The organism is Erwinia persicina (assembly GCF_019844095.1).
GTDB classification, from domain to species: Bacteria; Pseudomonadota; Gammaproteobacteria; order Enterobacterales; family Enterobacteriaceae; genus Erwinia; species Erwinia persicina.
The window spans coordinates 3,271,502-3,293,557 of record NZ_CP082141.1 but is presented as its reverse complement, the minus strand read 5'-3'; the positions used below and the strand labels follow the sequence as shown (position 1 = coordinate 3,293,557).

At 55.8% G+C, this 22,056-nt stretch carries 22 protein-coding genes and 6 tRNA genes; 19 read left to right on the top strand and 9 right to left on the bottom strand.

What is annotated here, in order from left to right:
- Positions 1-8: 8 nt before the first annotated feature.
- The 15 genes from cydX to K6L24_RS15045 all read left to right on the top strand — a co-directional run bounded on the left by cydX (position 9) and on the right by K6L24_RS15045 (position 6,968).
- Entirely contained in the window at positions 9-122 is a 114-nt protein-coding gene (cydX, locus tag K6L24_RS15115; protein ID WP_062748470.1) for a cytochrome bd-I oxidase subunit CydX, read from the top strand.
- Positions 122-418 (top strand): cyd operon protein YbgE, encoded by a 297-nt coding sequence (ybgE, locus tag K6L24_RS15110; protein ID WP_062748472.1) that lies wholly within the window; start codon positions 122-124, stop codon positions 416-418. Before cydX ends, ybgE begins: the two co-directional genes overlap by 1 nt.
- A 246-nt stretch (positions 419-664) precedes the next feature.
- Complete coding sequence (gene ybgC / locus K6L24_RS15105; RefSeq protein WP_062748475.1) at positions 665-1,069, top strand: tol-pal system-associated acyl-CoA thioesterase; 405 nt, start codon at positions 665-667, stop codon at positions 1,067-1,069.
- A gap of 5 nt (positions 1,070-1,074) precedes the next feature.
- The gene (tolQ, locus tag K6L24_RS15100; protein ID WP_171148735.1) at positions 1,075-1,752 is read left to right on the top strand and encodes a Tol-Pal system protein TolQ; all 678 of its coding nucleotides are present in this window, start codon (positions 1,075-1,077) and stop codon (positions 1,750-1,752) included.
- A gap of 13 nt (positions 1,753-1,765) precedes the next feature.
- Positions 1,766-2,194, top strand: a complete 429-nt coding sequence (tolR, locus tag K6L24_RS15095) for a colicin uptake protein TolR (RefSeq protein ID WP_062748479.1) — start codon at positions 1,766-1,768, stop codon at positions 2,192-2,194.
- Between the two features lie 29 nt (positions 2,195-2,223).
- A complete protein-coding gene (gene tolA, locus K6L24_RS15090) occupies positions 2,224-3,456 on the top strand; it encodes a cell envelope integrity protein TolA (protein ID WP_191927225.1) in 1,233 nt (410 codons plus the stop codon).
- A gap of 109 nt (positions 3,457-3,565) precedes the next feature.
- On the top strand, positions 3,566-4,858 hold the full coding sequence (gene tolB, locus K6L24_RS15085; RefSeq protein WP_062748483.1) for a Tol-Pal system beta propeller repeat protein TolB: 1,293 nt from the start codon (positions 3,566-3,568) through the stop codon (positions 4,856-4,858).
- A gap of 44 nt (positions 4,859-4,902) precedes the next feature.
- Positions 4,903-5,421, top strand: a complete 519-nt coding sequence (gene pal / locus K6L24_RS15080) for a peptidoglycan-associated lipoprotein Pal (protein ID WP_062748485.1) — start codon at positions 4,903-4,905, stop codon at positions 5,419-5,421.
- Between the two features lie 9 nt (positions 5,422-5,430).
- Positions 5,431-6,237 carry a cell division protein CpoB gene (cpoB, locus tag K6L24_RS15075; protein WP_062748487.1) on the top strand — a complete coding sequence of 269 codons (807 nt, stop codon included), beginning with the start codon at positions 5,431-5,433 and terminating at the stop codon, positions 6,235-6,237.
- Positions 6,238-6,401: 164 nt separating this feature from the next.
- Positions 6,402-6,477: transfer RNA gene (locus K6L24_RS15070), tRNA-Lys, on the top strand.
- Positions 6,478-6,507: 30 nt separating this feature from the next.
- Positions 6,508-6,583, top strand: a tRNA-Val gene (locus tag K6L24_RS15065).
- Positions 6,584-6,587: 4 nt separating this feature from the next.
- Positions 6,588-6,663 (top strand) — tRNA-Lys (locus K6L24_RS15060).
- A 43-nt stretch (positions 6,664-6,706) separates the two neighbouring features.
- Positions 6,707-6,782 (top strand) — tRNA-Lys (locus tag K6L24_RS15055).
- 30 nt (positions 6,783-6,812) lie between these two features.
- A tRNA-Val gene (locus K6L24_RS15050) sits at positions 6,813-6,888 on the top strand.
- A 4-nt stretch (positions 6,889-6,892) separates the two neighbouring features.
- Positions 6,893-6,968 (top strand) — tRNA-Lys (locus K6L24_RS15045).
- Positions 6,969-7,160: 192 nt separating this feature from the next.
- Here K6L24_RS15045 and K6L24_RS15040 read toward each other — a convergent pair.
- Positions 7,161-8,621, bottom strand: a complete 1,461-nt coding sequence (locus K6L24_RS15040; RefSeq protein WP_062749372.1) for an AlkA N-terminal domain-containing protein — start codon at positions 8,619-8,621, stop codon at positions 7,161-7,163.
- A gap of 167 nt (positions 8,622-8,788) precedes the next feature.
- On the opposite strand from K6L24_RS15040, the gene K6L24_RS15035 reads away from it, so the two are divergent.
- From K6L24_RS15035 to pnuC, 3 genes are all read left to right on the top strand, one after another.
- The gene (locus K6L24_RS15035) at positions 8,789-9,295 is read left to right on the top strand and encodes a methylated-DNA--[protein]-cysteine S-methyltransferase (protein ID WP_062749370.1); all 507 of its coding nucleotides are present in this window, start codon (positions 8,789-8,791) and stop codon (positions 9,293-9,295) included.
- A 156-nt stretch (positions 9,296-9,451) separates the two neighbouring features.
- On the top strand, positions 9,452-10,519 hold the full coding sequence (nadA, locus tag K6L24_RS15030; protein ID WP_118664447.1) for a quinolinate synthase NadA: 1,068 nt from the start codon (positions 9,452-9,454) through the stop codon (positions 10,517-10,519).
- 43 nt (positions 10,520-10,562) lie between these two features.
- Positions 10,563-11,261, top strand: coding sequence for a nicotinamide riboside transporter PnuC (pnuC, locus tag K6L24_RS15025; protein ID WP_062749365.1), 699 nt, complete (start codon positions 10,563-10,565; stop codon positions 11,259-11,261).
- A 51-nt stretch (positions 11,262-11,312) separates the two neighbouring features.
- Here the strand turns inward: pnuC and zitB are convergent, their stop codons facing one another.
- From zitB to K6L24_RS15005, 4 genes are all read right to left on the bottom strand, one after another.
- Entirely contained in the window at positions 11,313-12,245 is a 933-nt protein-coding gene (zitB, locus tag K6L24_RS15020) for a CDF family zinc transporter ZitB (protein WP_062749363.1), read from the bottom strand.
- A complete protein-coding gene (locus tag K6L24_RS15015; RefSeq protein WP_342393959.1) occupies positions 12,226-15,354 on the bottom strand; it encodes an ATP-binding protein in 3,129 nt (1,042 codons plus the stop codon). The genes zitB and K6L24_RS15015 overlap by 20 nt, the downstream gene beginning before the upstream one ends.
- A complete protein-coding gene (locus K6L24_RS15010; protein WP_062749361.1) occupies positions 15,351-15,941 on the bottom strand; it encodes a response regulator transcription factor in 591 nt (196 codons plus the stop codon). The genes K6L24_RS15015 and K6L24_RS15010 overlap by 4 nt, the downstream gene beginning before the upstream one ends.
- Before the next feature lie 116 nt (positions 15,942-16,057).
- Positions 16,058-16,396: a YbgS-like family protein gene (locus tag K6L24_RS15005; protein WP_062749358.1), complete on the bottom strand. Its 339-nt coding sequence runs from the start codon at positions 16,394-16,396 to the stop codon at positions 16,058-16,060.
- 291 nt (positions 16,397-16,687) lie between these two features.
- Between K6L24_RS15005 and aroG the strand changes: the two genes are divergently transcribed.
- Entirely contained in the window at positions 16,688-17,740 is a 1,053-nt protein-coding gene (gene aroG, locus K6L24_RS15000) for a 3-deoxy-7-phosphoheptulonate synthase AroG (RefSeq protein WP_191927224.1), read from the top strand.
- A gap of 59 nt (positions 17,741-17,799) precedes the next feature.
- Here the strand turns inward: aroG and gpmA are convergent, their stop codons facing one another.
- From gpmA to galT, 4 genes are all read right to left on the bottom strand, one after another.
- A complete protein-coding gene (gene gpmA / locus K6L24_RS14995) occupies positions 17,800-18,552 on the bottom strand; it encodes a 2,3-diphosphoglycerate-dependent phosphoglycerate mutase (RefSeq protein WP_048916699.1) in 753 nt (250 codons plus the stop codon).
- Between the two features lie 157 nt (positions 18,553-18,709).
- Positions 18,710-19,741: a galactose-1-epimerase gene (gene galM / locus K6L24_RS14990; RefSeq protein ID WP_062749354.1), complete on the bottom strand. Its 1,032-nt coding sequence runs from the start codon at positions 19,739-19,741 to the stop codon at positions 18,710-18,712.
- On the bottom strand, positions 19,735-20,883 hold the full coding sequence (gene galK, locus K6L24_RS14985; protein ID WP_222681615.1) for a galactokinase: 1,149 nt from the start codon (positions 20,881-20,883) through the stop codon (positions 19,735-19,737). The genes galM and galK overlap by 7 nt, the downstream gene beginning before the upstream one ends.
- A gap of 2 nt (positions 20,884-20,885) precedes the next feature.
- Positions 20,886-21,929, bottom strand: coding sequence for a galactose-1-phosphate uridylyltransferase (gene galT / locus K6L24_RS14980; protein WP_062749350.1), 1,044 nt, complete (start codon positions 21,927-21,929; stop codon positions 20,886-20,888).
- Positions 21,930-22,056 lie beyond the last annotated feature (127 nt).

The window sequence follows — 22,056 nt, the reverse complement described above, 5'->3', positions numbered from 1 at the left end:
GCGATATCATGTGGTATTTTGCCTGGATCCTCGGCACGCTGCTGGCCTGTGCCTTCGGTATCATTACCGCGCTGGCCTTAGAGCAAGCGGAAGCGTCTGCCGCGAGTAAAGAGAAACTGTAATGGGGGAGGGCATCGCTCGTCTTTATCAGCTGATGGATAAGCGCCCGTTACGGGTGCTTTCCCTGGTAGCCGCGTTGGTGCTGGCGGGATGTATGTTCTGGAACCCATCGCGCTTTGCAGCCAACAGCAGTGAGCTTGCTATCTGGCAGGGGTTGCTGCTGATGTGGGCGGTGTGTACCGGCGTGATCCACGGTGTTGGGTTCCGCCCGCGCCGCTTACGCTGGCGCGGCTTTTTCTCCCCCCTTCCGGCAATGCTGCTCCTCCTGAGTGGGGTCGGGTTTTTCTTCCTGTCATAATGCAGCGGGCCGGGTCGTCCTGGTCCGCTGTTTTCTCGTGTTTCCTTCCACACTGTTAGTGTCTTCAAACCTTTATTTAGCTGCATTTACGTCAATCGTTGTCTAACAAATGTGCTGAAATTAGTGAAGTTGTTACGGTGCAATAATTATTTTCATCAGCCTGTGGCAACCCATTCCCAATGTGTTAGGTCTTGCGTATAGTAGCAACGTTTTCCTGTACCAACGTTAGCATTACCGGGATGTAGAGTGAGTACAACGCTGTTTCGATGGCCGGTGCGTGTCTATTACGAAGATACGGATGCCGGTGGTGTGGTTTACCATGCCAGCTATGTCGCTTTTTATGAGCGGGCACGAACTGAAATGCTGCGTGAGCGCCATTTCAATCAACAGGTTCTGCTGGAACAGCAGGTTGCCTTTGTTGTGCGCCGTATCACGGTTGATTACCTTGCAGCTGCACGCCTCGACGATATGCTCGAAGTGCAATGCGAGGTTATTCGTATGACCAGAACGACCATGACATTCGCACAACGCATCGTTAATGCAGAAGGCCGTGTGCTCAATGAAGCAGAGGTCCTGATCGCCTGCATCAATCCACATCTAATGAAGCCGATAGCGCTTCCCAAGTCTATTGTCGCGGAGTTCAAGCAGTGACTGACATGAACATTCTTGATTTGTTCCTGAAGGCGAGCCTTCTGGTCAAACTTATCATGTTGATTTTGATCGGGTTTTCTATCGCCTCGTGGGCTGTGATTATTCAGCGAACCCGTATTTTGAATGCGGCCACGCGAGATGCAGATGCCTTTGAAGATAAGTTTTGGTCCGGTATCGAACTGTCTCGTCTCTATCAGGAAAGCCAGGCTCGTCGCGATGAACTGGGCGGTTCAGAGCAGATTTTTTATGCCGGGTTTAAAGAGTTTGCCCGCCTGCATCGTGCGAACAACCATGCCCCGGAAGCGGTGGTGGAGGGCGCAACCCGTGCGATGCGCATTTCCATGAATCGTGAGCTGGAAGCGCTGGAAAACCATATTCCTTTCCTTGGCACTGTCGGTTCAATCAGTCCTTATATTGGCCTGTTTGGTACAGTGTGGGGGATCATGCATGCCTTTATCGCGCTTGGCGCGGTGAAGCAGGCCACCCTGCAGATGGTGGCGCCAGGTATTGCTGAAGCACTGATTGCGACCGCTATCGGTCTGTTCGCGGCAATCCCTGCGGTTATGGCCTATAACCGCCTGACCCAGCGCGTGAACAAGCTGGAGCAGAACTACGACAACTTCATGGAAGAGTTCACGGCTATCCTGCATCGTCAGGCGTTCTCAAGCGACGTAAGCAAGTAAGTCGGAGGTTAGCATGGCCAGAAGGCGTGGTCGCGGTCGCCGCGACGTGAAGTCCGAGATCAATATTGTTCCATTACTGGACGTGCTGCTGGTGCTGCTGCTGATTTTCATGGCAACGGCGCCCATCATCACTCAGAGCGTGGAAGTTGATCTCCCGGACGCTACAGATTCTAAAACCGTCTCCAGCGATGATAATCCACCTGTGATTGTTGAAGTGGCCGGTGTCGGGCAGTACAGCCTGGTGGTCGATCACGATCGGATGGAACAGCTGCCAGCGGAACAGGTGGTGGCCGAAGCGCAGCGGCGCATTACGGCTAACCCGAAAACGGTGTTCCTGATTGGCGGAGCCAAAGAGGTTCCTTACGAGGAAATCATCAAGGCGCTGAACTTGCTGCATCAGGCAGGCGTGAAGTCTGTCGGGCTAATGACGCAGCCGATTTAATTCATTCGAACCGTTTTTGGGAACCGAGAGTGTCGAAGGCAACCGAGCAAGACGAAAAGTTAAAACGAGCAATAACCCTATCCGTTATTTTCCACATCATTCTGGTGGCGGTGCTGATATGGAGCTCGTTTGACGAAAACATCGATGCCAGTGGCGGCGGTGGCGGTAGCGATATCGATGCCGTCATGGTCGATCCAGGCGCGGTTGTGGAACAGTACAATCGTCAGCAAAATCAGCAGAGCGACAGTAAACGCGCTGAGCAGCAGCGTCAGAAGCAGGCTAAACAGCAGGCGGAAGAACTGCAGCAGAAGCAGGCGGCGGAGCAGCAACGACTGAAGCAGATCGAGAAAGAGCGTCTGCAGGCACAGGAAGAGGCCAAACAGCAGGCTGCGGAACAGGCCAGCGAACAGAAACAGGCTGCGGATGCGGCGAAGCAGGCGCAGCAGGAACAGAAGCAGGCGGAAGCTGCGGCAGCAAAAGCCAAAGCCGATGCAAAAGCTCAGGCGGATGCTCAGGCGAAGTCCGCCGCTGACGCCCAGAAAAAAGCGGCAGAAGAGGCGAAAAAAGCCGCTGCTGACGCAAAGAAAGAAGCTGAAGCCGAAGCGAAAAAAGCCGCAGCTGAAGCCGCAAAAGTGAAAGCAGCGGCCGAGGCGAAAGCCAAAGCCACTGCCGATGCGAAAGCGGCTCAGGAAGCGAAAGCGCAGGCAGCGGCGGAAGCGAAAGAAAAAGCGGCAGAAGAAGCCAAAGAGAAAGCCGCAGCCGCAGCGAAAGAAAAAGCGGAAGCGGCAGCGAAAGCCAAAGCCGAAGCAGCGGCAAAAGCGAAAGCCGATGCCGCAGCGAAGAAGAAAGCAGCTGCAGAAGCCGCAAAAGAGTCGGGTGATGTTGGCGATCTGTTGGGCGATCTGACCTCCGGTAAAAATGCGCCGAAATCCGGTAATGCTGCCGGTGGTGGCGGTGCCGCAGGGCAGGGGACGCAGAAGAAGTCAGGCGCATCTGGCGCGGCAATTGACAGCTATCTTGGCCAGGTAAAAGGCGCGATTGAGAGTAAACTGTATAATGCGGATACGTACGCCGGACAGACCTGTGATATCCGTATTAAACTGGCACCGGACGGGTTTCTGACTTCAGCGATACCGGCGGGCGGCGATGCTGCGCTTTGTCAGGCTGCATTAACTGCTGCACGTACGGCGAAGATCCCGAAACCGCCAAGCCCGGAGGTCTGGCAGGCTGTGAAAGAAGCGACAGTCGGGTTTAAACTGTAAGAATTCGATAATAAGCGGCATGTTGAACTATGTTATTCATGCCGTACTCTTAGGTTTCTTGATACAAGGCTAATTATCGTGGGTGCTATGCCCGGATAAGGGAGAAAGAATGAAGCAGGCATTTCGTGTAGCGCTGAGTTTTTTAATGCTGTTTGTCGCGGTAGCGCATGCAGAAGTCCGCATTGAAATTACTCAGGGTGTGAATACCGCACGTCCAATCGGCGTTGTGCCGTTTAAGTGGGATGGCCCGGGTGCAGCGCCGGAAGACATCGGTGGCATCGTTGCTGCCGACTTGCGCAACAGCGGTAAATTTAACCCAATCGATCGTTCACGCTTACCCCAGCAGCCGACCTCTGTCGCCGAAGTGCAGCCTGCTGCATGGACTGCGCTGGGTATTGATGCCGTAGTCGTAGGCCAGGTACAGCCGGGCGCTGACGGTAGCTATATGGTTTCTTACCAGCTCGTTGACACGTCCGGCAATCCGGGGGCGGTACTTGCACAGAATCAGTTTAAAGTCACCAAACAGTGGCTGCGCTATGCAGCGCATACCGCCAGTGATGAAAGCTTTGAAAAACTGACCGGTATTAAAGGTGCATTCCGTACCCGTATCGCGTATGTAGTCCAGACCAACGGCGGCCAGTTCCCTTATGAGCTGCGCGTGTCAGATTACGATGGCTACAACCAGTTCGTGGTTCACCGTTCACCACAGCCATTGATGTCACCGGCCTGGTCTCCAGACGGCAGCAAAGTGGCTTACGTGACGTTTGAAAGCGGTAAGTCTGCTCTGGTTATCCAGACGCTGGCTAACGGTGCAATCAAACAGGTGGCTTCATTCCCACGTCACAACGGTGCACCGGCCTTTTCTCCTGATGGCAGCAAGCTGGCGTTTGCCTTATCGAAAACCGGCAGCCTGAACCTGTATGTGATGAACCTCGCTTCTGGCCAGATCAGCCAGGTGACTGACGGTCGTTATAACAGTACTGAACCGACCTGGTTCCCGGACAGCCAGAGTCTGGCCTATACCTCTGACCAGGCGGGACGTCCACAAATCTACAAAATCAGCGCCAGCGGTGGCACAGCCCAGCGTATTACCTGGGAAGGTTCTCAGAACCAGGATGCCGACGTGAGCTCTGATGGCAAATCAATGGTGATGATCAGCACCAACGGTGGCGCTCAACACGTCGCCCGACAAGATCTGGTAACGGGAGCCGTTCAACAATTAACGGACACGTTCCTGGATGAGACGCCAAGTCTCGCACCTAACGGCACAATGGTAATCTACAGCTCTACACAGGGTATGGGTTCCGTATTGCAGTTGGTTTCGACGGATGGGCGTTTCAAAGCGCGTCTTCCGGCAACCGATGGACAGGTCAAATTTCCTGCCTGGTCGCCGTATCTGTGATGCATGTGTAAATATGTATGGCAAACTATAATAGGAATTAAATAATGCAACTGAACAAAGTGCTGAAAGGCTTAATGCTGGCACTGCCAGTAATCGCAGTGGCTGCATGTAGCTCTCACAAGAACAACAACAATGACCAGACCAACGGTATGGGCATGGGTGACGGTTCTAACAGCGGCATGAACAGCGGTAACATGTCTTCTGATGAGCAGGCACGTCTGCAGATGCAGGAACTGCAGAAAAACAACATCGTCTACTTCGGCCTGGACAAGTATGACATCGCGTCTGACTTTGCTCAGATGCTGGATGCTCACGCTAACTTCCTGCGTAGCAACCCATCATACAAAGTGACTGTTGAAGGTCATGCGGATGAGCGCGGTACACCTGAGTACAACATCGCCCTGGGCGAACGTCGTGCTTCAGCAGTGAAAATGTACCTGCAGGGTAAAGGCGTTTCTGCTGACCAGATCTCTATCGTTTCTTACGGTAAAGAAAAACCAGCCGTACTGGGTCATGACGAGTCAGCGTATGCTAAAAACCGTCGTGCAGTACTGGTTTACTAAGAGAATCACATGATTAGTAGCTTCAGAACTCACCTGTTGAGTCTGTCGTTACTGGTTGGCGTAGCGGCCCCCTGGGCCGCTAATGCCCAGGCAACAATCAGTAACGTTGGCTCCGGCTCGGTCGAAGACCGTGTCACTACCCTTGAGCGTATTTCTAATGCTCAGGCGCAACTCCTTCAGCAGCTTCAGCAGCAACTTTCCGAAACGCAAAATGATATTGACTCACTTCGTGGTCAAATTCAGGAAAATAGCTATCAGCTGAATCAGGTCGTGGAACGTCAGAAAGGTCTTTATCAGCAGATTGATGCGCTGAGCAGCGGTGGTGCAAACGCCGGTGCCGCGGCAGCGTCAGGTGCCGGTGCGGCAGCTGCCGAGACGTCCTCTGATGGCAGTAATGCAGCGGCGGCACCTGCTGCTGCCGCTGCTGCTCCTACCCAGAGCGGCGATGCGAATACTGACTATAATGCCGCTGTAGCGCTGGTACTGGAGAAAAAACAGTACGATCAGGCTATCGCAGCGTTTCAGGCTTTTGTGAAGAAATACCCGGATTCAACTTATCAGCCAAATGCGAATTACTGGCTCGGTCAGTTGAATTACAACAAAGGCAAAAAAGACGATGCGGCTTACTATTTCGCTACAGTTGTCAAAAAGTATCCCAAATCGCCCAAGAGTGCTGATGCGCTGTTGAAGGTTGGGGTGATCATGCAGGAAAAAGGCGATAAAGCGAAAGCCAAAGCGGTCTATCAGCAGGTGGTGAAACTGTACCCTAACAGTGAAGCCGCAAAACAGGCTCAGAAGCGTTCAGCCGCACTGTAACTGACGACTTTTGTCCTCTTTTAGCCTGAATTGTGGTCTTACCGCGTGAAACCTAAGCAGTTGAACAACTTATCCTGAAATAGTGGTTGCGCTGGGAATTCAAATCAGTAATATATGCCGCCGTTGCCGGGGGATATGTTAAGAGACGCCAGCAGCACAAAAGTGGGTCGTTAGCTCAGTTGGTAGAGCAGTTGACTTTTAATCAATTGGTCGCAGGTTCGAGCCCTGCACGACCCACCACTATTACGTTTTGCTTTGAAGTTTCGATATGGGTGATTAGCTCAGTTGGTAGAGCATCTCCTTTACACGGAGGGGGTCGGCGGTTCGAGCCCGTCATCACCCACCATATCGGGTCGTTAGCTCAGTTGGTAGAGCAGTTGACTTTTAATCAATTGGTCGCAGGTTCGAATCCTGCACGACCCACCACTTCAACGTATCAGCGATAAAAATTTCAGATTTACCGTATTACGGGTCGTTAGCTCAGTTGGTAGAGCAGTTGACTTTTAATCAATTGGTCGCAGGTTCGAGCCCTGCACGACCCACCACTAATACGTTTTGCTTTAAAGTTTCGATATGGGTGATTAGCTCAGTTGGTAGAGCATCTCCTTTACACGGAGGGGGTCGGCGGTTCGAGCCCGTCATCACCCACCATATCGGGTCGTTAGCTCAGTTGGTAGAGCAGTTGACTTTTAATCAATTGGTCGCAGGTTCGAATCCTGCACGACCCACCAATGTAGAAAGGCGCCCTAAAGGCGCCTTTTTGCTATCTGTCACCCGGGCGGGGTTCGAACCTGCAGCAGGTTCGGGTCGAATGCAGAGCATCCGGGCTGACCACAAATAAGGTCAGCCCCTGCCATTCCGCGGTGAGATTCAGCCAGCGTCGCGGGATAGTCTTTTTTCTGCTCGTTTCGCACGAGATTTGATCATCCCAGCAGCTTACCGCTGTTCCAGATATGCATCACCGCATAACTGCGCCATGGTCGCCATTGCTGAGAACGAGCCTCAGCCTCCCTGGCACTCAGCCCCCCCAGGTTATTGCGCACCACTATATCACCGGCAGGAAAAGCATCAGGCCAGCGCAGTGCGCGCATCGCAAGGTATTGCGCCGTCCAGTCACCGATCCCCGGCAGAGACAGAAGCTGTGAAATGGTCTGATCCGGATGGCTTGCCGCATCCAGCTGCAGTGTGCCCTGCGTGCAGTGTTCTGCCAGGGCCAGAATGCAGCGGGTGCGCGCACTGACAATTCCCAGGCGGGCAATCTCATCAACGCTGCACTGCGCGACCCGAGCCGGGAGGGGAGAAAGGTGAGTGAGCCCTGCCACCGGCGTGGCGAAAGGTTCACCCAGTGCAGTAGTAAAACGGCCGCCCAGCGTGGCAGCCGCCTGAACGGTGATCTGCTGACCGAGAATCGCGCGCACGGCCATCTCGAATCCATCAAAAGCACCGGGAACCCTTAGCCCCGGGCTGGCCATTACCCGGGCGGCCAGTAGCGGATCCTGGCTGAGGTGCTGCGTAATCAGGTCCGGGCGGGCGCTCAGATCGAACAGATTACGTAGCCGGCGAAGCAAAACCGGCAAGACTGCATTCAGCGAATGCGTGAACTCAACCTGAAGAACGTTCTTCTCACTGCGCTGAGTGACCCGGATCCATCCACTGTGCGCTCCCAGACGCACCGTACGGGCATAACTTTGGTGATCGACGTGTTCCACGCCCAGCAGCGCACGTCGCCTGAGAAAGGCCAGCATCGCCTCCCAGTCGTAGGGGGGGCGATAGCTCAATTGTAATGCAGACGTGCCCCCGATGTTTTCCTCCCCCGACCGGGTATCACCGCTTTTGCGCAGGCGGGAAGGGGACATCCGGTATTGCTGGCTGAACGCGGCGTTGAAACGCCGCAGGCTGGAAAAGCCGCTGGCAAAGGCGATTTCAGTAACCGGTAGATGAGTTTCACTGAGTAACTGTTTGGCCAGCAGCAGACGCCGGGTCTGACGGAGCTCAAGGGGAGAGACCCCCAGCTCCTTCTGTACGATGCGGCGGAGCTGGCGCAGGCTGAGATTAAAATGGGCAGCGATCTCGTCCAGACTTTCTACCTGCTCAATCAGTCCTTCATCAATCCGCTGCATCAGGCGTTCAGCAATACGTTGCCCGTTATCCACTGGCGCGTTGCCGGGTGCCAGCTCCGGGCGGCAGCGCAGGCAGGGGCGAAAAGCGGCTTTCTCTGCCGCTTCTGCACTATCAAAAAACCGGCAGTTCGCCGCCCGGGGGGCTTTGACCGGGCAAATCGGGCGACAATAAATACCGGTTGAGGTCACACCCACGTAGAATACGCCGTCAAAGCGGACATCCCGGGATGTCAGGGCAAGATAAGCAGAGATCGGGTCAATCATCTTTATGTCCTGTTGCACAGAATTCACCTCAGACTAGGCGCTTAACACATCCTGTACTCGCCATTTTCGGTCATGAAACTATTCTGTGCCGGTGTCCGAAAACAGCGAGTTATGCGCTGCCCCCTGGGCATAATATACCGTGCCCCTGATACGAAAGGAGAAGGAAGATGGCTTTCTGGTACAAAATGATCGACTCCCCGGTGGGAGAATTGAAACTGGTTGCGACAGAGCGCGGCCTGGCGGCGGTGATGTGGGAAAATGACGATCCAAAACGTGTACGCTTCCTCCCCCAGCAGGAGGATGTTCACCACAGGACGCTGCTGGAAGCCGAAAAGCAGCTGCGCGAATACTTTACCGGCGAGCGACAGCAGTTCGATTTGACGCTCGATTTTATCGGCACGGAGTTTCAGCGCAGGGTCTGGGCAGCACTGGTGACTATTCCCTTTGGTGAGACGCGGAGCTACAGCGAGATCGCCCGCCAGGTTGGCAGCCCGGCAGCAGTGCGGGCAGTCGGGGCGGCGAACGGGCGTAATCCTGTCTCGATTATTGCGCCCTGCCATCGCGTGATTGGCGCCAACGGTAAACTGACGGGGTTCGCTGGAGGCCTGGAAACCAAAGCTTTCCTGCTGCGTCTGGAAGGTGGACAGTTGTGGCAGGAAGAACCGCTCTTTTGAGCGGATTCACCTCCCGCGGCAAAAGGTAAAAACCCGGCGACACCGGTTCATTTTTCCGCTATCGTGTTTAGCATACAAAACAAACCAGCCGTAGAGTTGGCGACGGATCGGCATTCCGCGCTAATTCGGTTAAGTTGATGAAACGAGAGTCGCCTTATGAGCCTGATGTTCGATCCCGAAGCTGCCGTTTATCCTTTTCCGCCTAAACCGGCCCGATTATCCGTTGATGAACAGGCGTTTTATCGCGAGAAAATCCGACGCCTGCTGAAAGAGCGCAATGCCGTTCTGGTCGCGCATTACTATACCGACCCCGAGATCCAGGCGCTGGCGGAAGAGACCGGCGGCTGCGTCTCCGACTCTCTGGAGATGGCGCGCTTTGGCAGCCAGCATCCCGCCTCCACGCTACTGGTGGCCGGCGTCCGCTTTATGGGCGAAACGGCGAAGATCCTCAGTCCGGAAAAAACGATTCTGATGCCGACATTACAGGCAGAGTGTTCACTCGATCTCGGCTGCCCGGTGGAAGAATTCAGCGCTTTCTGCGATGCCCATCCCGATCGTACCGTGGTGGTGTACGCCAACACCTCAGCGGCGGTGAAAGCCCGTGCCGACTGGGTGGTGACCTCCAGTATTGCCGTTGAGCTGATTGAGCACCTGGACAGCCTGGGTGAGAAAATTATCTGGGCACCGGACCGTCATCTGGGGCAGTACGTGACCGGTAAAACCGGTGCGGACGTTATCTGCTGGCAGGCAGCCTGTATCGTCCATGACGAGTTTAAAACGCAGGCGCTGCAGCGCATGAAGCGGCTCTATCCGGAGGCGGCGGTGCTGGTGCACCCGGAATCGCCTCAGGCCATCGTTGATCTGGCCGATGCCGTCGGATCAACCAGCCAGCTGATCCATGCCGCGCAAACCCTGCCGCAGAAGCAGATGATCGTCGCCACCGATCGCGGTATTTTCTACAAGATGCAGCAGGCCTGCCCGGATAAGGAGCTGCTGGAAGCACCGACTGCCGGTGAGGGGGCCACCTGCCGCAGCTGTGCCCACTGTCCGTGGATGGCGATGAATGGGCTGAAGGCGATGGCCGATGCGCTGGAGCAGGGCGGCCGTGAACATGAAATTTTTGTGGATGAGGGGCTGCGTCAGGCGGCATTGATCCCGCTGGATCGTATGCTAACCTTTGCAGCGGATCTTAAAATTAAGATCGCGGGTAAGGGCAACGCCTGACCGCCGCTCCTGTTCCAGTTTTCTCATTGAAGGATTTCTCAATATGGATTTTTTCAGTACCTCTAATATTCTGGTTCATATTCCGCTCGGGGCCGGGGGTTACGATCTTTCCTGGATCGAAGCCATTGGAACCCTTGCCGGTTTACTGTGTATCTGGCTGGCCAGTCTGGAAAAGATTGTTAACTATGCGTTTGGCCTGATTAACGTCACGCTGTTTGCGGTGATTTTCTTCCAGATCCAACTGTACGCCAGCCTGCTGTTACAGCTGTTTTTCTTTGTCGCCAATATTTACGGGTGGTACGCCTGGAGCCGGCAAACCAGCGATAACCAGCAGGCGCTGAAAATACGCTGGCTGCCGCTGCCGAAACTGCTTGGCTGGGGCGCTGCGATTGTGGTGGCCATTGCGCTGATGACGCGCTATATCGACCCGGTGTTTGCCTTCCTGACCCAGGCCGCTGTCTCCCTGATGCAGGGCATGGGCCTGAACGTGGTGATGCCGCAGCTGCAGCCCGACGCGTTCCCGTTCTGGGATTCCTGCATGATGGTGCTGTCGATTGTGGCGATGATCCTGATGACCAGAAAATACGTAGAAAACTGGCTGCTGTGGGTGGTGATCAATGTCATCAGCGTGATGATTTTTGCCCGGCAGGGGGTCTATGCGATGGCGCTGGAATATGCGCTGCTGACGCTCATTGCCCTGAACGGCTCGTGGCTGTGGATGAAAAGCGCCCGCCAGCGCTGATCTGAACGCAGGCTGTTGGGGCGGCCCGTTATTCCGGCCGCCCCAACATCATTAATGGTGGTGAGAGTGATGCGCACCGCCGCTGCCCTGAATCCACTGCAGGTCGCAGTCATCAGACTGACACGACTGGTACTCCATCTGCACCGTAGCATGTTCAATCTCATAGTGTTCATGCAGGTAGTGGTGGATGCGATGCAGCAGGGCATCATGATCGTGGGGCGGTACCACGTGCACGTGCAGGGTGATCACCGGCTTTTCTCCGACCTGCCATAAATGCAGATGATGGATATTTCTGACTTCCGGAATGCTGCGTACCAGCGCCCGCTGCAGCTTCACCACGTCGATGCCCGCGGGTGCGCCTTCCAGCAGTTCACGACCGCTCTCTTTCATCAGCGCCCATCCGCTCCGCAGTACCAGTACTGACACCAGAACGGACAGAATCGGATCAACCGGTGTCCATCCTGTCAGCATAATAATTATCGCGGCAACAATCGCCCCCACGGAACCCAGCAGATCGCCCAGCACGTGGAGTGCCGCCGCGCGCACGTTCAGGTTTTTCTCCTGACTGCCGCTGCGCAGTAGCCAGAGAGAAAGCAGGTTGGCCAGCAGTCCGCCAACGGCAATAACCAGCATCATGCCGCCGGCGACGGGCTGCGGCTGCCAGAAGCGGTTAATCGCCTCCCAGACAATCAGCGCCGTAATGACCAGCAGCGCAATGGCATTAACAAAAGCGGCCAGCGTGGTTAAACGCAGCAGGCCGAATGAATGTTGTACCGTGGGCGCGCGTCGGGAAAAATGCGTGGCCATCAACGCCAGTAACAGGGCAGCGGCATCGGTGAGCATATGTCCGGCATCGGCCAAAAGCGCCAGCGAGCCGGAGATCAGCCCGCCAGCGACCTCAGCCACCATAAAGAGGGCGGTGACAGCAAAGGCTGCGAGTAACCGCGAACGGTTGGTGTCGGTATCACCGTGGTTGTGAGCCATACGAATCCAGTTGAGTGAGTAACATATTACTGAAGGATATCAGTAAATTTAGCGCAGATTTAGCATCCTGATGAGTTTGTGCCGCCGTGATCACCTGCTGACATAACACTTCCCCCTCACTGTATCCCAGCAGCAGCCAGCTGCCCTTCATCCGGTGGGCGGCTTTTTCAAGCGTCACCCACTCTTTGGCAGCCAGTGCCTGCAGCATTGCCTCGCTGTCGCGGTTCAGTGTTTCACTCAGCGTGGCAGACAGGCGCTGTAAATAGTGCTCATCGTGATGCGCCAGCTGCTGCAGGCGCTGCGAGAGGTCGGCAAAGGGGAGAGGTGATTCCGTCTGTAGCAGGGTAGTGATATCACTCAGAGAGACCGGCTTCAGCAGTAAACGATCGGCGATCTGCTGTGCCTGAGGGTGACTCTGAATTTGCGCATCGGCGGAGCACAGGATGATGCGGGTAGAGTGCGGCTGACCCCGTTCGCGGCGGCGCAGGATTTTCGCCAGCATCAGTCCGTCCGGGTGAGGCATATTGACGTCGATAAACAGCAGGTCCCACTGACGGCGCTGTGCGGCCTCCAGCAGGGTACGGCCATCAGAAAAGGTTTCTGCCTGAATGCCACAGTGCGCCAGCTGCTGCTGCATGACCAGCAGGTTAGTGGGGTGGTCATCAACAATCGCTGCGCGCAAGTGGCTGACAGGGATCGCTTCTGGCCGGTCGGAGGACGCGCTTTTCTGCGGAGCATTAATGGTCTGGCACGGCAGGGTAACACTGACACAGGTGCCTTCCCCGGGAACCGAACGCAGTGCAATATCGCCGCCCATGCGGGTAACGATTTCCCGGCAGATAGACAGACCCAGTCCACTGCCCTGTACCGAAAGCTGCCGGCCGGATGGCGTCTGGTACCAGGGTTCAAACAGGCGCTGCTGCTCGTCCGCAGGAATACCGCTGCCGGTATCGCTGACCTGCAGACAGAGCCCGGGCGGATGTTCCTGTCTGGCCAGGGTGAGATGGATTTCGCCCTGCGAGGTGAATTTAATGGCGTTGCCGATAAGATTATTGGCGATCTGCTGCAGTCGTTCACCGTCAATCAGCACCCATGCGGGCAGGGGCGTGAGGGCGCTGACCCGCAGCTGCGGCCCGTTACGGCGCATCAGAGGATGATAAAAAACCTCCTGCCGTTTCAGCCAGCTTTCCGGCTCAAGAGGCTTCAGCACCAGGCTGAAGCTGTTGTTCTCAACCCGGGCATGATCCTGCAGATCGTTCAGCAGTGTCAGTAGCCCGGAGGCGCTGCTGTGGATCAGAGACAGATTATGGCGCTGGGGCTGCTGCGCCAGCTCCAGTTCAAGTAGCCCGAGTACCGCCTGCATCGGCGTGCGCAGTTCATGGCTGACGGTGGCAAGAAACTGGCTCTTCATCCGGTTTTCCCGCTGAGCGACTTCCCGCTCCTGCTCGAGCAGCTTCCGCTGCTGGCGCTCGCGGCGTTGTTCAAGATAGCGACGGAACAGCAGAATAAGCAGAAAAGCGATGGCGAAAAGGGCGGCGACCAGCACAAACAGAGAAATGGGCCGCATCTCACCCTGATGGCCGTCGTTAAAACTTTCCGGGGTACTGCTCCAGTTTTCCCGCAGGCGCTGCCAGCTTTCTGTCGGGATCTGTTGCAGGCTGCTGTTCAGCAGGGCGCGCAGTAGCGGCTGATTATGAGCCGTTCCCATCGCAACCGGCCAGGCGGTATCACTGGCGGTAAACGCCAGCTGTAGCGAACGGGCATAGCGGCTCTGGATCCGCCAGCGCGCGGACAGCACATTGTCGGCCAGGGCATCAATCTGTCCACTGGCCAGGGCGTCATACAGGCTGGTGGTATCGTCAAACACCTGGGGTACCGTGTCTGCCGGCAGCAGGCGCAGGGCCAGGTCGCCGCGCTTCACGCCGATGCGTTTACCCCTGAGATCGCTCCACTGAGTGATCCCCTGCACCGGAGAGCGCACATAGACCCCCCACAGGGCCCGCCAGACCGGCTGTGAGTTGTTCAGCATGGCATCGTTGCCGGTCAGAGGCAGCGTGAGCTGGATCAGCGCACGGCCCTGACTGACCAGCGTGCCGGCCTGCAGGGCATTGCTGACCCAGTAAGGTTGAAAGCGCAGACCGGTGATCTGACCAATACTGTTGAGTAAATCGACGCTGTAACCGGCGGGCTGGCCGCTGGCGTTACGGTAGCTCCAGGGATAATCATCACTGACGGCGGCGTAGGTCACCGTGGGATGCTGTGCAATCCAGCTGCGCTCCATCGGCGTCAGGCGTGCAGTATTGCTGTCCTGGTATCGCGGCAGCGCGCTGCTCCAGCGGCCCTGGATACCATTAATCACTTCCATGGGCAACTGCCGGATAGCCTTGTCCAGCAGCCGGGTCAGCGCGGCGTCGCGGGTCACGGTTTGCAGCTGAATTTTTCCAGGATCGAGGGCAGAAGCCAACTGATACACTTCACCCTGCTGGAGCTGCCCGAGCAGAAAACCGGCGCTGGTCTCATCCGCAACTACGTAATCACTGTGCTGATTCAGCAGCCCAGACAGTGCCTGCAAATCGGTGTCGGTGATCTGCCAGTGGTGCTGGCGGACGAAGGCAGGATTGATCCGCGCCAGGGTGTCACGGCTGACGCTGATACGGGCCTCTGCGGAGTTAAACATCACCGGACGAAGATTGTTGCGGTTGCGGTAGATGCGCAGCGGGCTGCTGAACCACGGCTGCGTGGCGCTCAGGCCTGCCGGGAGGGGCTGCTGCGGCACGCCAAACAGCGCATCCACCTTGCCCTGCTGCAGTGCCTGAAACATCGCGGGCAGGTCGTCAAAACGCTCAACGGTCATACTCAGGCCGGTGGTCTGCTGCAACGCCACCAGATAATCAGCATTAATGCCATACAGATCGTTACCGACAACCATATTCCACGGCGAGTTACCGCAGCACAGGACGCCCATGCGCAGAGGCTTCTCCCATCCGGCCGGGGCGGAATCCAGCGGCATCATCTCCTGCGGCAGGGCAATACTGCTGACGGGGCGCAGGCTGGCGTTGGCGCTGGTCATACACAGCAGAAGAACCAGTAACAGCAGACGGGCTATCACTGCTGTGACTGCCAGAGTCGGGCCAGTTCAACCACTGACTGCGCCCCGGTTTTTTCCATAATATTTTTTTTATGCGTGCTGACGGTTTTATTGCTGATATTCAGCTGGGCGGCAATTTGCAGGTTTGACTGCCCGCGAGCCAGCAGAGCGAGGATTTGAACCTCTTTCGCCGTGAGCTGCTCATGCGGGGTTTCATCGGGCTGCTGCGGTGGGAAGGCCCGCTGGCCTCCCATCACCGCCAGCACGGCCGACAGCAGCTGGCTGACGGGTTGACGCTTTGCCACATATCCGGATGCGCCGGCTTCCTCCGCCAGTCGTGGCCATACGCGCTCTTCCTGAGCGGAGTAAATCACCACCGGCAGTTCAGCGTACAGGCGCTTGATCCGCTTCAGCAACTGCAGGCCATCGCTGTCGGGCAGGCCGATATCAAGTATCACCACATTAACCGTCTGCCGGTTAAGCACATCCAGTGCCGTCTGCTGATCTTCCGCGGCCAGCAGCGTAAGAGGGAACGGGGCGTGACGTAGGGCGGCTTCCAGCGCTAACTGCACCAGCGGATGATCGTCTATCAGCAGCAACGTGGTCATTAAGGGGTCCGAAATCAAACTGGGGGTTCAGGATAGCCGATGAGGTTGCTGATGAAAATAAGAAACAAAAAAGGAGAGCTTTTGCTCTCCTTTATTTATTCGCTTACGCGCAGGAATTACTGTGTGGTGCCGTCAGTTTTGGTATCCGCGCCGTCACCCACTTTGGAATTAATATCCGGGCATTTGCCGTCTTTACACTGCGCGTTTTTGTTCACTTCATCCGCGCTCATGCCATTGTGGTTTTTCATGTCTTTATGCGTGGCATTATCACCAGAGGTGTTAATTTTGCTGTTATCCACTTTATTTGGTGGCAAATTCTCTTTCGCACCTGGCGCCACTGCACCTGCATCGGCAGCCGCGTTGGCAGAGCCGTTACCGTCACCAGCAGCCATCGCCGCGCCGCTGCCTAAAGTCATTGCTGCTGTCAGGAATACGATTGCAAACTTATTCATCATTATGCTCCGTTAATTTTATGAATACTGGCGAACAACCAGAACTTTAAGGTCTGAGGTAAATCCACTTCTGGCAAAATAAAATCCCGCATATGTACCACCCAATAATCATTAGTGGTGCAAATACGTTTTTTTCAAGAGTTAACGCTTAAAAGTGTAGTAGAGCCTGTGAAAAGATCAAATGTGCCCGGCGCTTTTAGTCGCGAATGGCGATTTACAGGGCAGGGGAGTCGCGATAAATTGGAACGGATGCGCCTGGTGTGCAGTATGGCAATGTAATAACCTGGAAATACTATGAATTATCAGAATGATGACTTAAGAATCAAAGAGATAAAAGAGCTTTTACCTCCGGTTGCGTTATTTGAAAAATTCCCTGCCACGGACAAGGCGGCTGCCACAGTCTCTTCTGCGCGCCAGGCGATACATAAAATTCTGAAAAAGCAGGACGATCGTCTGCTGGTGGTGATTGGCCCCTGTTCAATCCACGATACCGTGGCAGCAAAAGAGTATGCCTCACGTCTGCTGACGCTGCGTGACGAGCTGAAAGATTCGCTGGAAATAGTGATGCGCGTCTATTTTGAAAAACCGCGCACCACGGTCGGCTGGAAGGGACTGATTAACGATCCGCACATGGACGGCAGTTTCCAGATTAATGACGGCCTGCGTATTGCGCGTCAGCTGCTGCTGGAAATCAATGACAGTGGCCTGCCGGCGGCGGGCGAATTCCTTGATATGATCACCCCACAGTACGTGGCAGATCTGATGAGCTGGGGCGCCATTGGTGCACGCACCACAGAATCTCAGGTACACCGTGAGCTCTCCTCCGGTCTTTCCTGTCCGGTAGGTTTTAAAAATGGCACCGACGGCACCATCAAAGTGGCGATTGACGCCATTGGTGCAGCCAGCGCGCCACACTGCTTCCTTTCTGTCACTAAATATGGCCATTCAGCGATTGTCGAGACGGCGGGTAATGAAGACTGCCATATCATTCTGCGCGGCGGCAAAGAACCCAATTACAGTGCTGATCATGTCAGCGCCGTAAAATCAGGGCTGGAAAAAGCCGGTCTCGACCCACAGATCATGATCGATTTCAGTCATGCGAACAGCAGCAAGCAGTTTAAAAAGCAGCTTGAGGTATCCGCAGATGTGGCACAGCAGATCGCCGCCGGCGACAGCGCGATTATCGGCGTGATGATTGAAAGCCATCTGGTGGAAGGAAATCAGAGTCTGGAAAGCGGCGAACCGCTGGTGTACGGCAAAAGCGTGACTGACGCCTGCATTGGCTGGGAAGATACGGAAGCTGTCCTGCGTCAGCTGGCCGGTGCGGTAAAAGCGCGTCGCGGCTGACTCAGCCTGTACGCATAAAAAAACCCGCCGGATGGCGGGTTTTTTGTTCTCGCGAAAAATTACTTCGCTTTGCCCTGGTTAGCCACAGCGGCTGCTTTCGCAGCAATCTCGTCAGCATCACCCAGGTAGTAATGTTTGATAGGCTTGAAGTTTTCGTCGAACTCATACACCAGCGGCACGCCCGTTGGGATGTTCAGTTCAAGGATCTCTTCTTCACTCATGTTGTCCAGGTACTTCACCAGTGCACGCAGTGAGTTACCGTGAGCAGCAATGATCACTTTCTCACCGCTTTTCATGCGTGGCAGGATAGACTCATTCCAGTAAGGCAGTACGCGGTCAATGGTCAGCGCCAGGCTTTCTGTGGTAGGCAGCTGTTCAGCGGTCAGTGAAGCGTAACGTGGGTCGTGGCCAGGGAAACGCTCATCAGCGCGGTCCAGCTCTGGTGGGGTCACGGCAAAACCACGACGCCATTGCTTCACCTGATCATCACCGTATTTCTGCGCGGTTTCTGCTTTATCCAGGCCCTGCAGCGCACCGTAGTGACGCTCGTTCAGACGCCAGGATTTTTCCACTGGCAGCCAGACCTGATCCACTTCATCCAGAATGTTCCACAGCGTATGGATGGCACGTTTCAGCACAGAAGTGTAAGCGAAATCGAAGGTGAAACCTTCTTTCTTCAGCAGCTGACCGGCGGCTTTCGCCTCGGTGCGGCCTTTGTCTGACAGATCAACGTCATACCAACCGGTGAAACGGTTTTCATTGTTCCACTGGCTTTCGCCGTGACGTACCAGAACCAGCTTAGTTACAGCCATAGCTTAACTCCTTAATAACTTAACGTTTCTATGATAATGGTGACCGGTAAACTGCCGTCATTAACCCCGCGGCAATTTTAATGTGCATTACCATAGCTGAATTCTGCGCAGCGCGTAAGCCCGGAACGCTCGCGATGCGCGATTTTCATGCGCTCTGTCAAACCGGCGTCAGTTGGTAACGGGTAACCGACTGATACGATTCACCCGGCTGCAACCAGCAGTCAGGCTGCGGCCACTCAGGATGGTTTGGCGAATCGGGTAAGAACTCGCTTTCCAGCGCAATACCCTGGAAAGCAGTATAGACCCCCTGTTCACGTGCCGGCGTGCCTTCCAGATAATTCCCGCTGTAAAGCTGTAATGCCGGGGCACTGGTGAACACGTTAAGCTGCAGTTTACCGTCAGCAGACCACAGCGTAGCCGCTGGCGAGTCCGGGGTGCTGTTTAACAGATAAGCGTGGTCATAGCCTTTTACCGCACGCTGGTCATCATCCTGCAGAAAATCCTGAGCGAGAGTTTTTGGCTGACGAAAATCAAAGCTGTTCCCTGCCACGGATTTTAGCGGCGCATTGGGGATCCCTTCGCTGTCGACGGGCAGATAGCGTTCGGCATTCAGCTGCAACCGGTGCTGGAGCGCATCACCATGTTTCGCATCGAGATTAAAATAAGCGTGGTTGGTCAGGTTGACCGGGCAGGCTTTGTCCACGGTCGCGTCATAGCGGATTGACAGCGTATTGTTATCGTCCAGATGATAACGCAGCCTGACCAGCAGTGTGCCGGGGAAGCCCTGATCGCCGTCCGGCGAATCAAGGCGGTATTCCACTTCGCTGTCGCTCTGGCAGACGATCTGCCAGCGGCGGTTATGGAAGCCGTCCGGGCCACCGTGCAGCTGATGCGTTCCCTGATTGGCGGTCAGCGCAATCTCCTCACCGTTCAGCTTCAGGCGTGCACCGGCAATGCGGTTGGCATAGCGGCCGACTGTAGCTCCCAGATAGGCGGATTGCTGCAGATAATCTGACGGGGTGGCGCAGCCCAGCAGCGCTTCGCGTACGTGTCCGTCGCCCATCGGCACGCGGGCAGAAAGCCAGGTGGCCCCCCAGTCCATAAACGTGGCAACCATACCGTTGCGGTTGCGCAGGGTGGTGATGTGCCAGGGTTGTCCGTCAGGGGCGTGAGAGTTGGGTTTTAGCATGGGCCCGCTCCTGCTGACGCTTTACAGACATAGAACGTTTCTTTAATGCCGGAGACCGCTTCGTACTGTGCTGCCACCGCGGCTTTCACCGTATCCACCAGCTCAAAAGGCATCAGTGCCACGATACAGCCGCCGAATCCCCCGCCGGTCATACGCACGCCGCCGCGTTCACCGAGGGTGTTTTTAACGATGCCGACCAGTTGATCGACAGGCGGAACGGTAATTTCAAAATCATCGCGCATTGAGGCGTGTGACTCGGCCATCAGCACAGCCATGCGTGCCAGGTCGCCGCGCGCCAGGACGTCAGCGGCTTCGAGGGTACGGGCATTTTCCGTCAACACATGGCGCACACGTTTCGCCACCAGCGGGTCAAGCTCATCCTGCTGTGCGGTGAACTGGCTCAGTTCTACATCGCGCAACGAGGTTTTACCGAAGAACTTCGCCCCGGCTTCACACTGCTGGCGGCGCGTGTTGTATTCGCTTCCTACCAGGCTGCGGCGGAAGTTTGAGTTAATGATCACCACCGCGATATCCGATGGCATCGGCACCGGACGCGTGCTCAGGGTGCGGCAGTCGAGCAGCATCGCGTGGTCTTTTTCACCCAGTGCGGAGATCAGCTGATCCATAATCCCGCAGTTACAGCCCACAAACTGATTTTCGGCTTCCTGGCCATTGACCGCGATTGCCGCACCGTCGAGTGGCAGCGCATAAAGCTGTTTAAACACGGTGCCTACCGCCACTTCCAGCGAGGCCGAAGAACTGAGGCCCGCGCCCTGGGGCACATTACCCGCGATCACCATATCCACGCCGCCAAACTGCGGCGCACGCTTCTGCAGGTGTTTTACTACGCCGCGCACGTAGTTCGACCACATCTGATGGGGATGGCTGACGATCTCTTCATCCAGAGAGAAGATATCCTGCTGATTCTCATAGTCGGCGGCAATTACCCGCACCTGGCGGTCGCTGCGTTTTGCACAGGCAATCACCGTCTGGTAGTCAATGGCGCAGGGCAGCACAAAGCCGTCGTTGTAGTCGGTGTGCTCACCGATCAGGTTGACGCGTCCCGGAGCCTGAAGCGTGTGGGTCGGGACATAGCCAAAAGCGGTGGTAAAAATCTGTTGGGTAGTGTTCTGTAAACTCATGGTTATTCCGCCTCACGGAAATGAATATCGCTCACGGCGCGCAGACGTTCTGCTGCCTGCTCGGGCGTTAAATCACGTTGGGTTTCAGCCAGCATTTCATAGCCGACCATAAATTTACGCACTGTCGCAGAACGCAGCAGCGGTGGATAGAAATGGGCATGGAGCTGCCAGTGATCGTTGGCCTCGCCGTTAAACGGTGCCCCGTGCCAGCCCATAGAGTAGGGGAAAGAGCACTGGAACAGGTTGTCATAGCGGCTGGTCAGTTTTTTCAGCGCCAGCGCCAGATCGGTGCGCTGTTCGTCGGTCAAATCGGTCAGGCGCTTGATGTGCGTTTTTGGCAACAGCAGCGTTTCAAACGGCCAGGCGGCCCACCAGGGGATCACTGCCAGCCAGTGTTCGGTTTCAACGACCGTGCGGCTGCCGTCGTTCAGCTCACGCGCAGCGTAGTCAACCAGCATCGGCGAGTGGTGTCTGTCGAACCAGGCGCGCTGCAGGTCATCCTCACGTTTGACTTCGTTCGGCAGAAAACTGTTCGCCCACACCTGGCCATGCGGGTGGGGATTGGAACAGCCCATCGCTGCACCTTTATTCTCAAACACCTGCACCCACGGGTAATGTTGTCCCAGATCGGCGGTCTGCTCCTGCCAGGTTTTCACCACGTCGACCAGTCCCTCAAGCGCCAGTTCTGGCAGGGTTTTGCTGTGGTCGGGGGAAAAACAGATGACCCGGCTGGTGCCGCGTGCGCTTTCGCAGCGCATCAGCATATCGTCGCTTTCGGGGGCATCCGGGGTGTCCGTCATCAGCGCAGCAAAGTCATTGGTAAAGACATAGGTGCTGGTGTAATCGGGATTTTTGTCCCCGGTCACCCGGGTATTTCCCGGACAAAGGAAACAGTCAGGATCGTGCGCGGGCAGTTTTTCCTGCGAGGCGGTTTCCTGCGCCCCCTGCCACGGACGCTTGGCGCGGTGGGGGGAAACTAAAATCCACTGATCGGTCAGCGGGTTGTAACGGCGATGAGGGTGATCGACCGGATTAAATTTCTGCATGATGAGTCCTGATAACCGGGTTTATGCCTGTATATGCTGTAAAGAAAAATAGCACAATGCGCAGGCGGAAAGCGTGATCGAGTCTGTATAAATGGAATCGTTTACACAAGCTGAATATTCCTAACTA

Bases quoted from the DNA above. Each gene is read 5' to 3' on its own strand.
- zitB (WP_062749363.1), bottom strand. From the start codon at position 12,245: ATGGCTCACAACCACGGTGATACCGACACCAACCGTTCGCGGTTACTC.
- cpoB (WP_062748487.1), top strand. From the start codon at position 5,431: ATGATTAGTAGCTTCAGAACTCACCTGTTGAGTCTGTCGTTACTGGTT.
- gpmA (WP_048916699.1), bottom strand. From the start codon at position 18,552: ATGGCTGTAACTAAGCTGGTTCTGGTACGTCACGGCGAAAGCCAGTGG.
- K6L24_RS15040 (WP_062749372.1), bottom strand. From the start codon at position 8,621: ATGATTGACCCGATCTCTGCTTATCTTGCCCTGACATCCCGGGATGTC.
- cydX (WP_062748470.1), top strand. From the start codon at position 9: ATGTGGTATTTTGCCTGGATCCTCGGCACGCTGCTGGCCTGTGCCTTC.
- K6L24_RS15005 (WP_062749358.1), bottom strand. From the start codon at position 16,396: ATGATGAATAAGTTTGCAATCGTATTCCTGACAGCAGCAATGACTTTA.
- ybgE (WP_062748472.1), top strand. From the start codon at position 122: ATGGGGGAGGGCATCGCTCGTCTTTATCAGCTGATGGATAAGCGCCCG.
- K6L24_RS15010 (WP_062749361.1), bottom strand. From the start codon at position 15,941: ATGACCACGTTGCTGCTGATAGACGATCATCCGCTGGTGCAGTTAGCG.
- tolB (WP_062748483.1), top strand. From the start codon at position 3,566: ATGAAGCAGGCATTTCGTGTAGCGCTGAGTTTTTTAATGCTGTTTGTC.
- tolQ (WP_171148735.1), top strand. From the start codon at position 1,075: ATGAACATTCTTGATTTGTTCCTGAAGGCGAGCCTTCTGGTCAAACTT.
- K6L24_RS15035 (WP_062749370.1), top strand. From the start codon at position 8,789: ATGGCTTTCTGGTACAAAATGATCGACTCCCCGGTGGGAGAATTGAAA.
- tolR (WP_062748479.1), top strand. From the start codon at position 1,766: ATGGCCAGAAGGCGTGGTCGCGGTCGCCGCGACGTGAAGTCCGAGATC.
- galT (WP_062749350.1), bottom strand. From the start codon at position 21,929: ATGCAGAAATTTAATCCGGTCGATCACCCTCATCGCCGTTACAACCCG.
- nadA (WP_118664447.1), top strand. From the start codon at position 9,452: ATGAGCCTGATGTTCGATCCCGAAGCTGCCGTTTATCCTTTTCCGCCT.
- aroG (WP_191927224.1), top strand. From the start codon at position 16,688: ATGAATTATCAGAATGATGACTTAAGAATCAAAGAGATAAAAGAGCTT.
- pnuC (WP_062749365.1), top strand. From the start codon at position 10,563: ATGGATTTTTTCAGTACCTCTAATATTCTGGTTCATATTCCGCTCGGG.
- pal (WP_062748485.1), top strand. From the start codon at position 4,903: ATGCAACTGAACAAAGTGCTGAAAGGCTTAATGCTGGCACTGCCAGTA.
- galM (WP_062749354.1), bottom strand. From the start codon at position 19,741: ATGCTAAAACCCAACTCTCACGCCCCTGACGGACAACCCTGGCACATC.
- galK (WP_222681615.1), bottom strand. From the start codon at position 20,883: ATGAGTTTACAGAACACTACCCAACAGATTTTTACCACCGCTTTTGGC.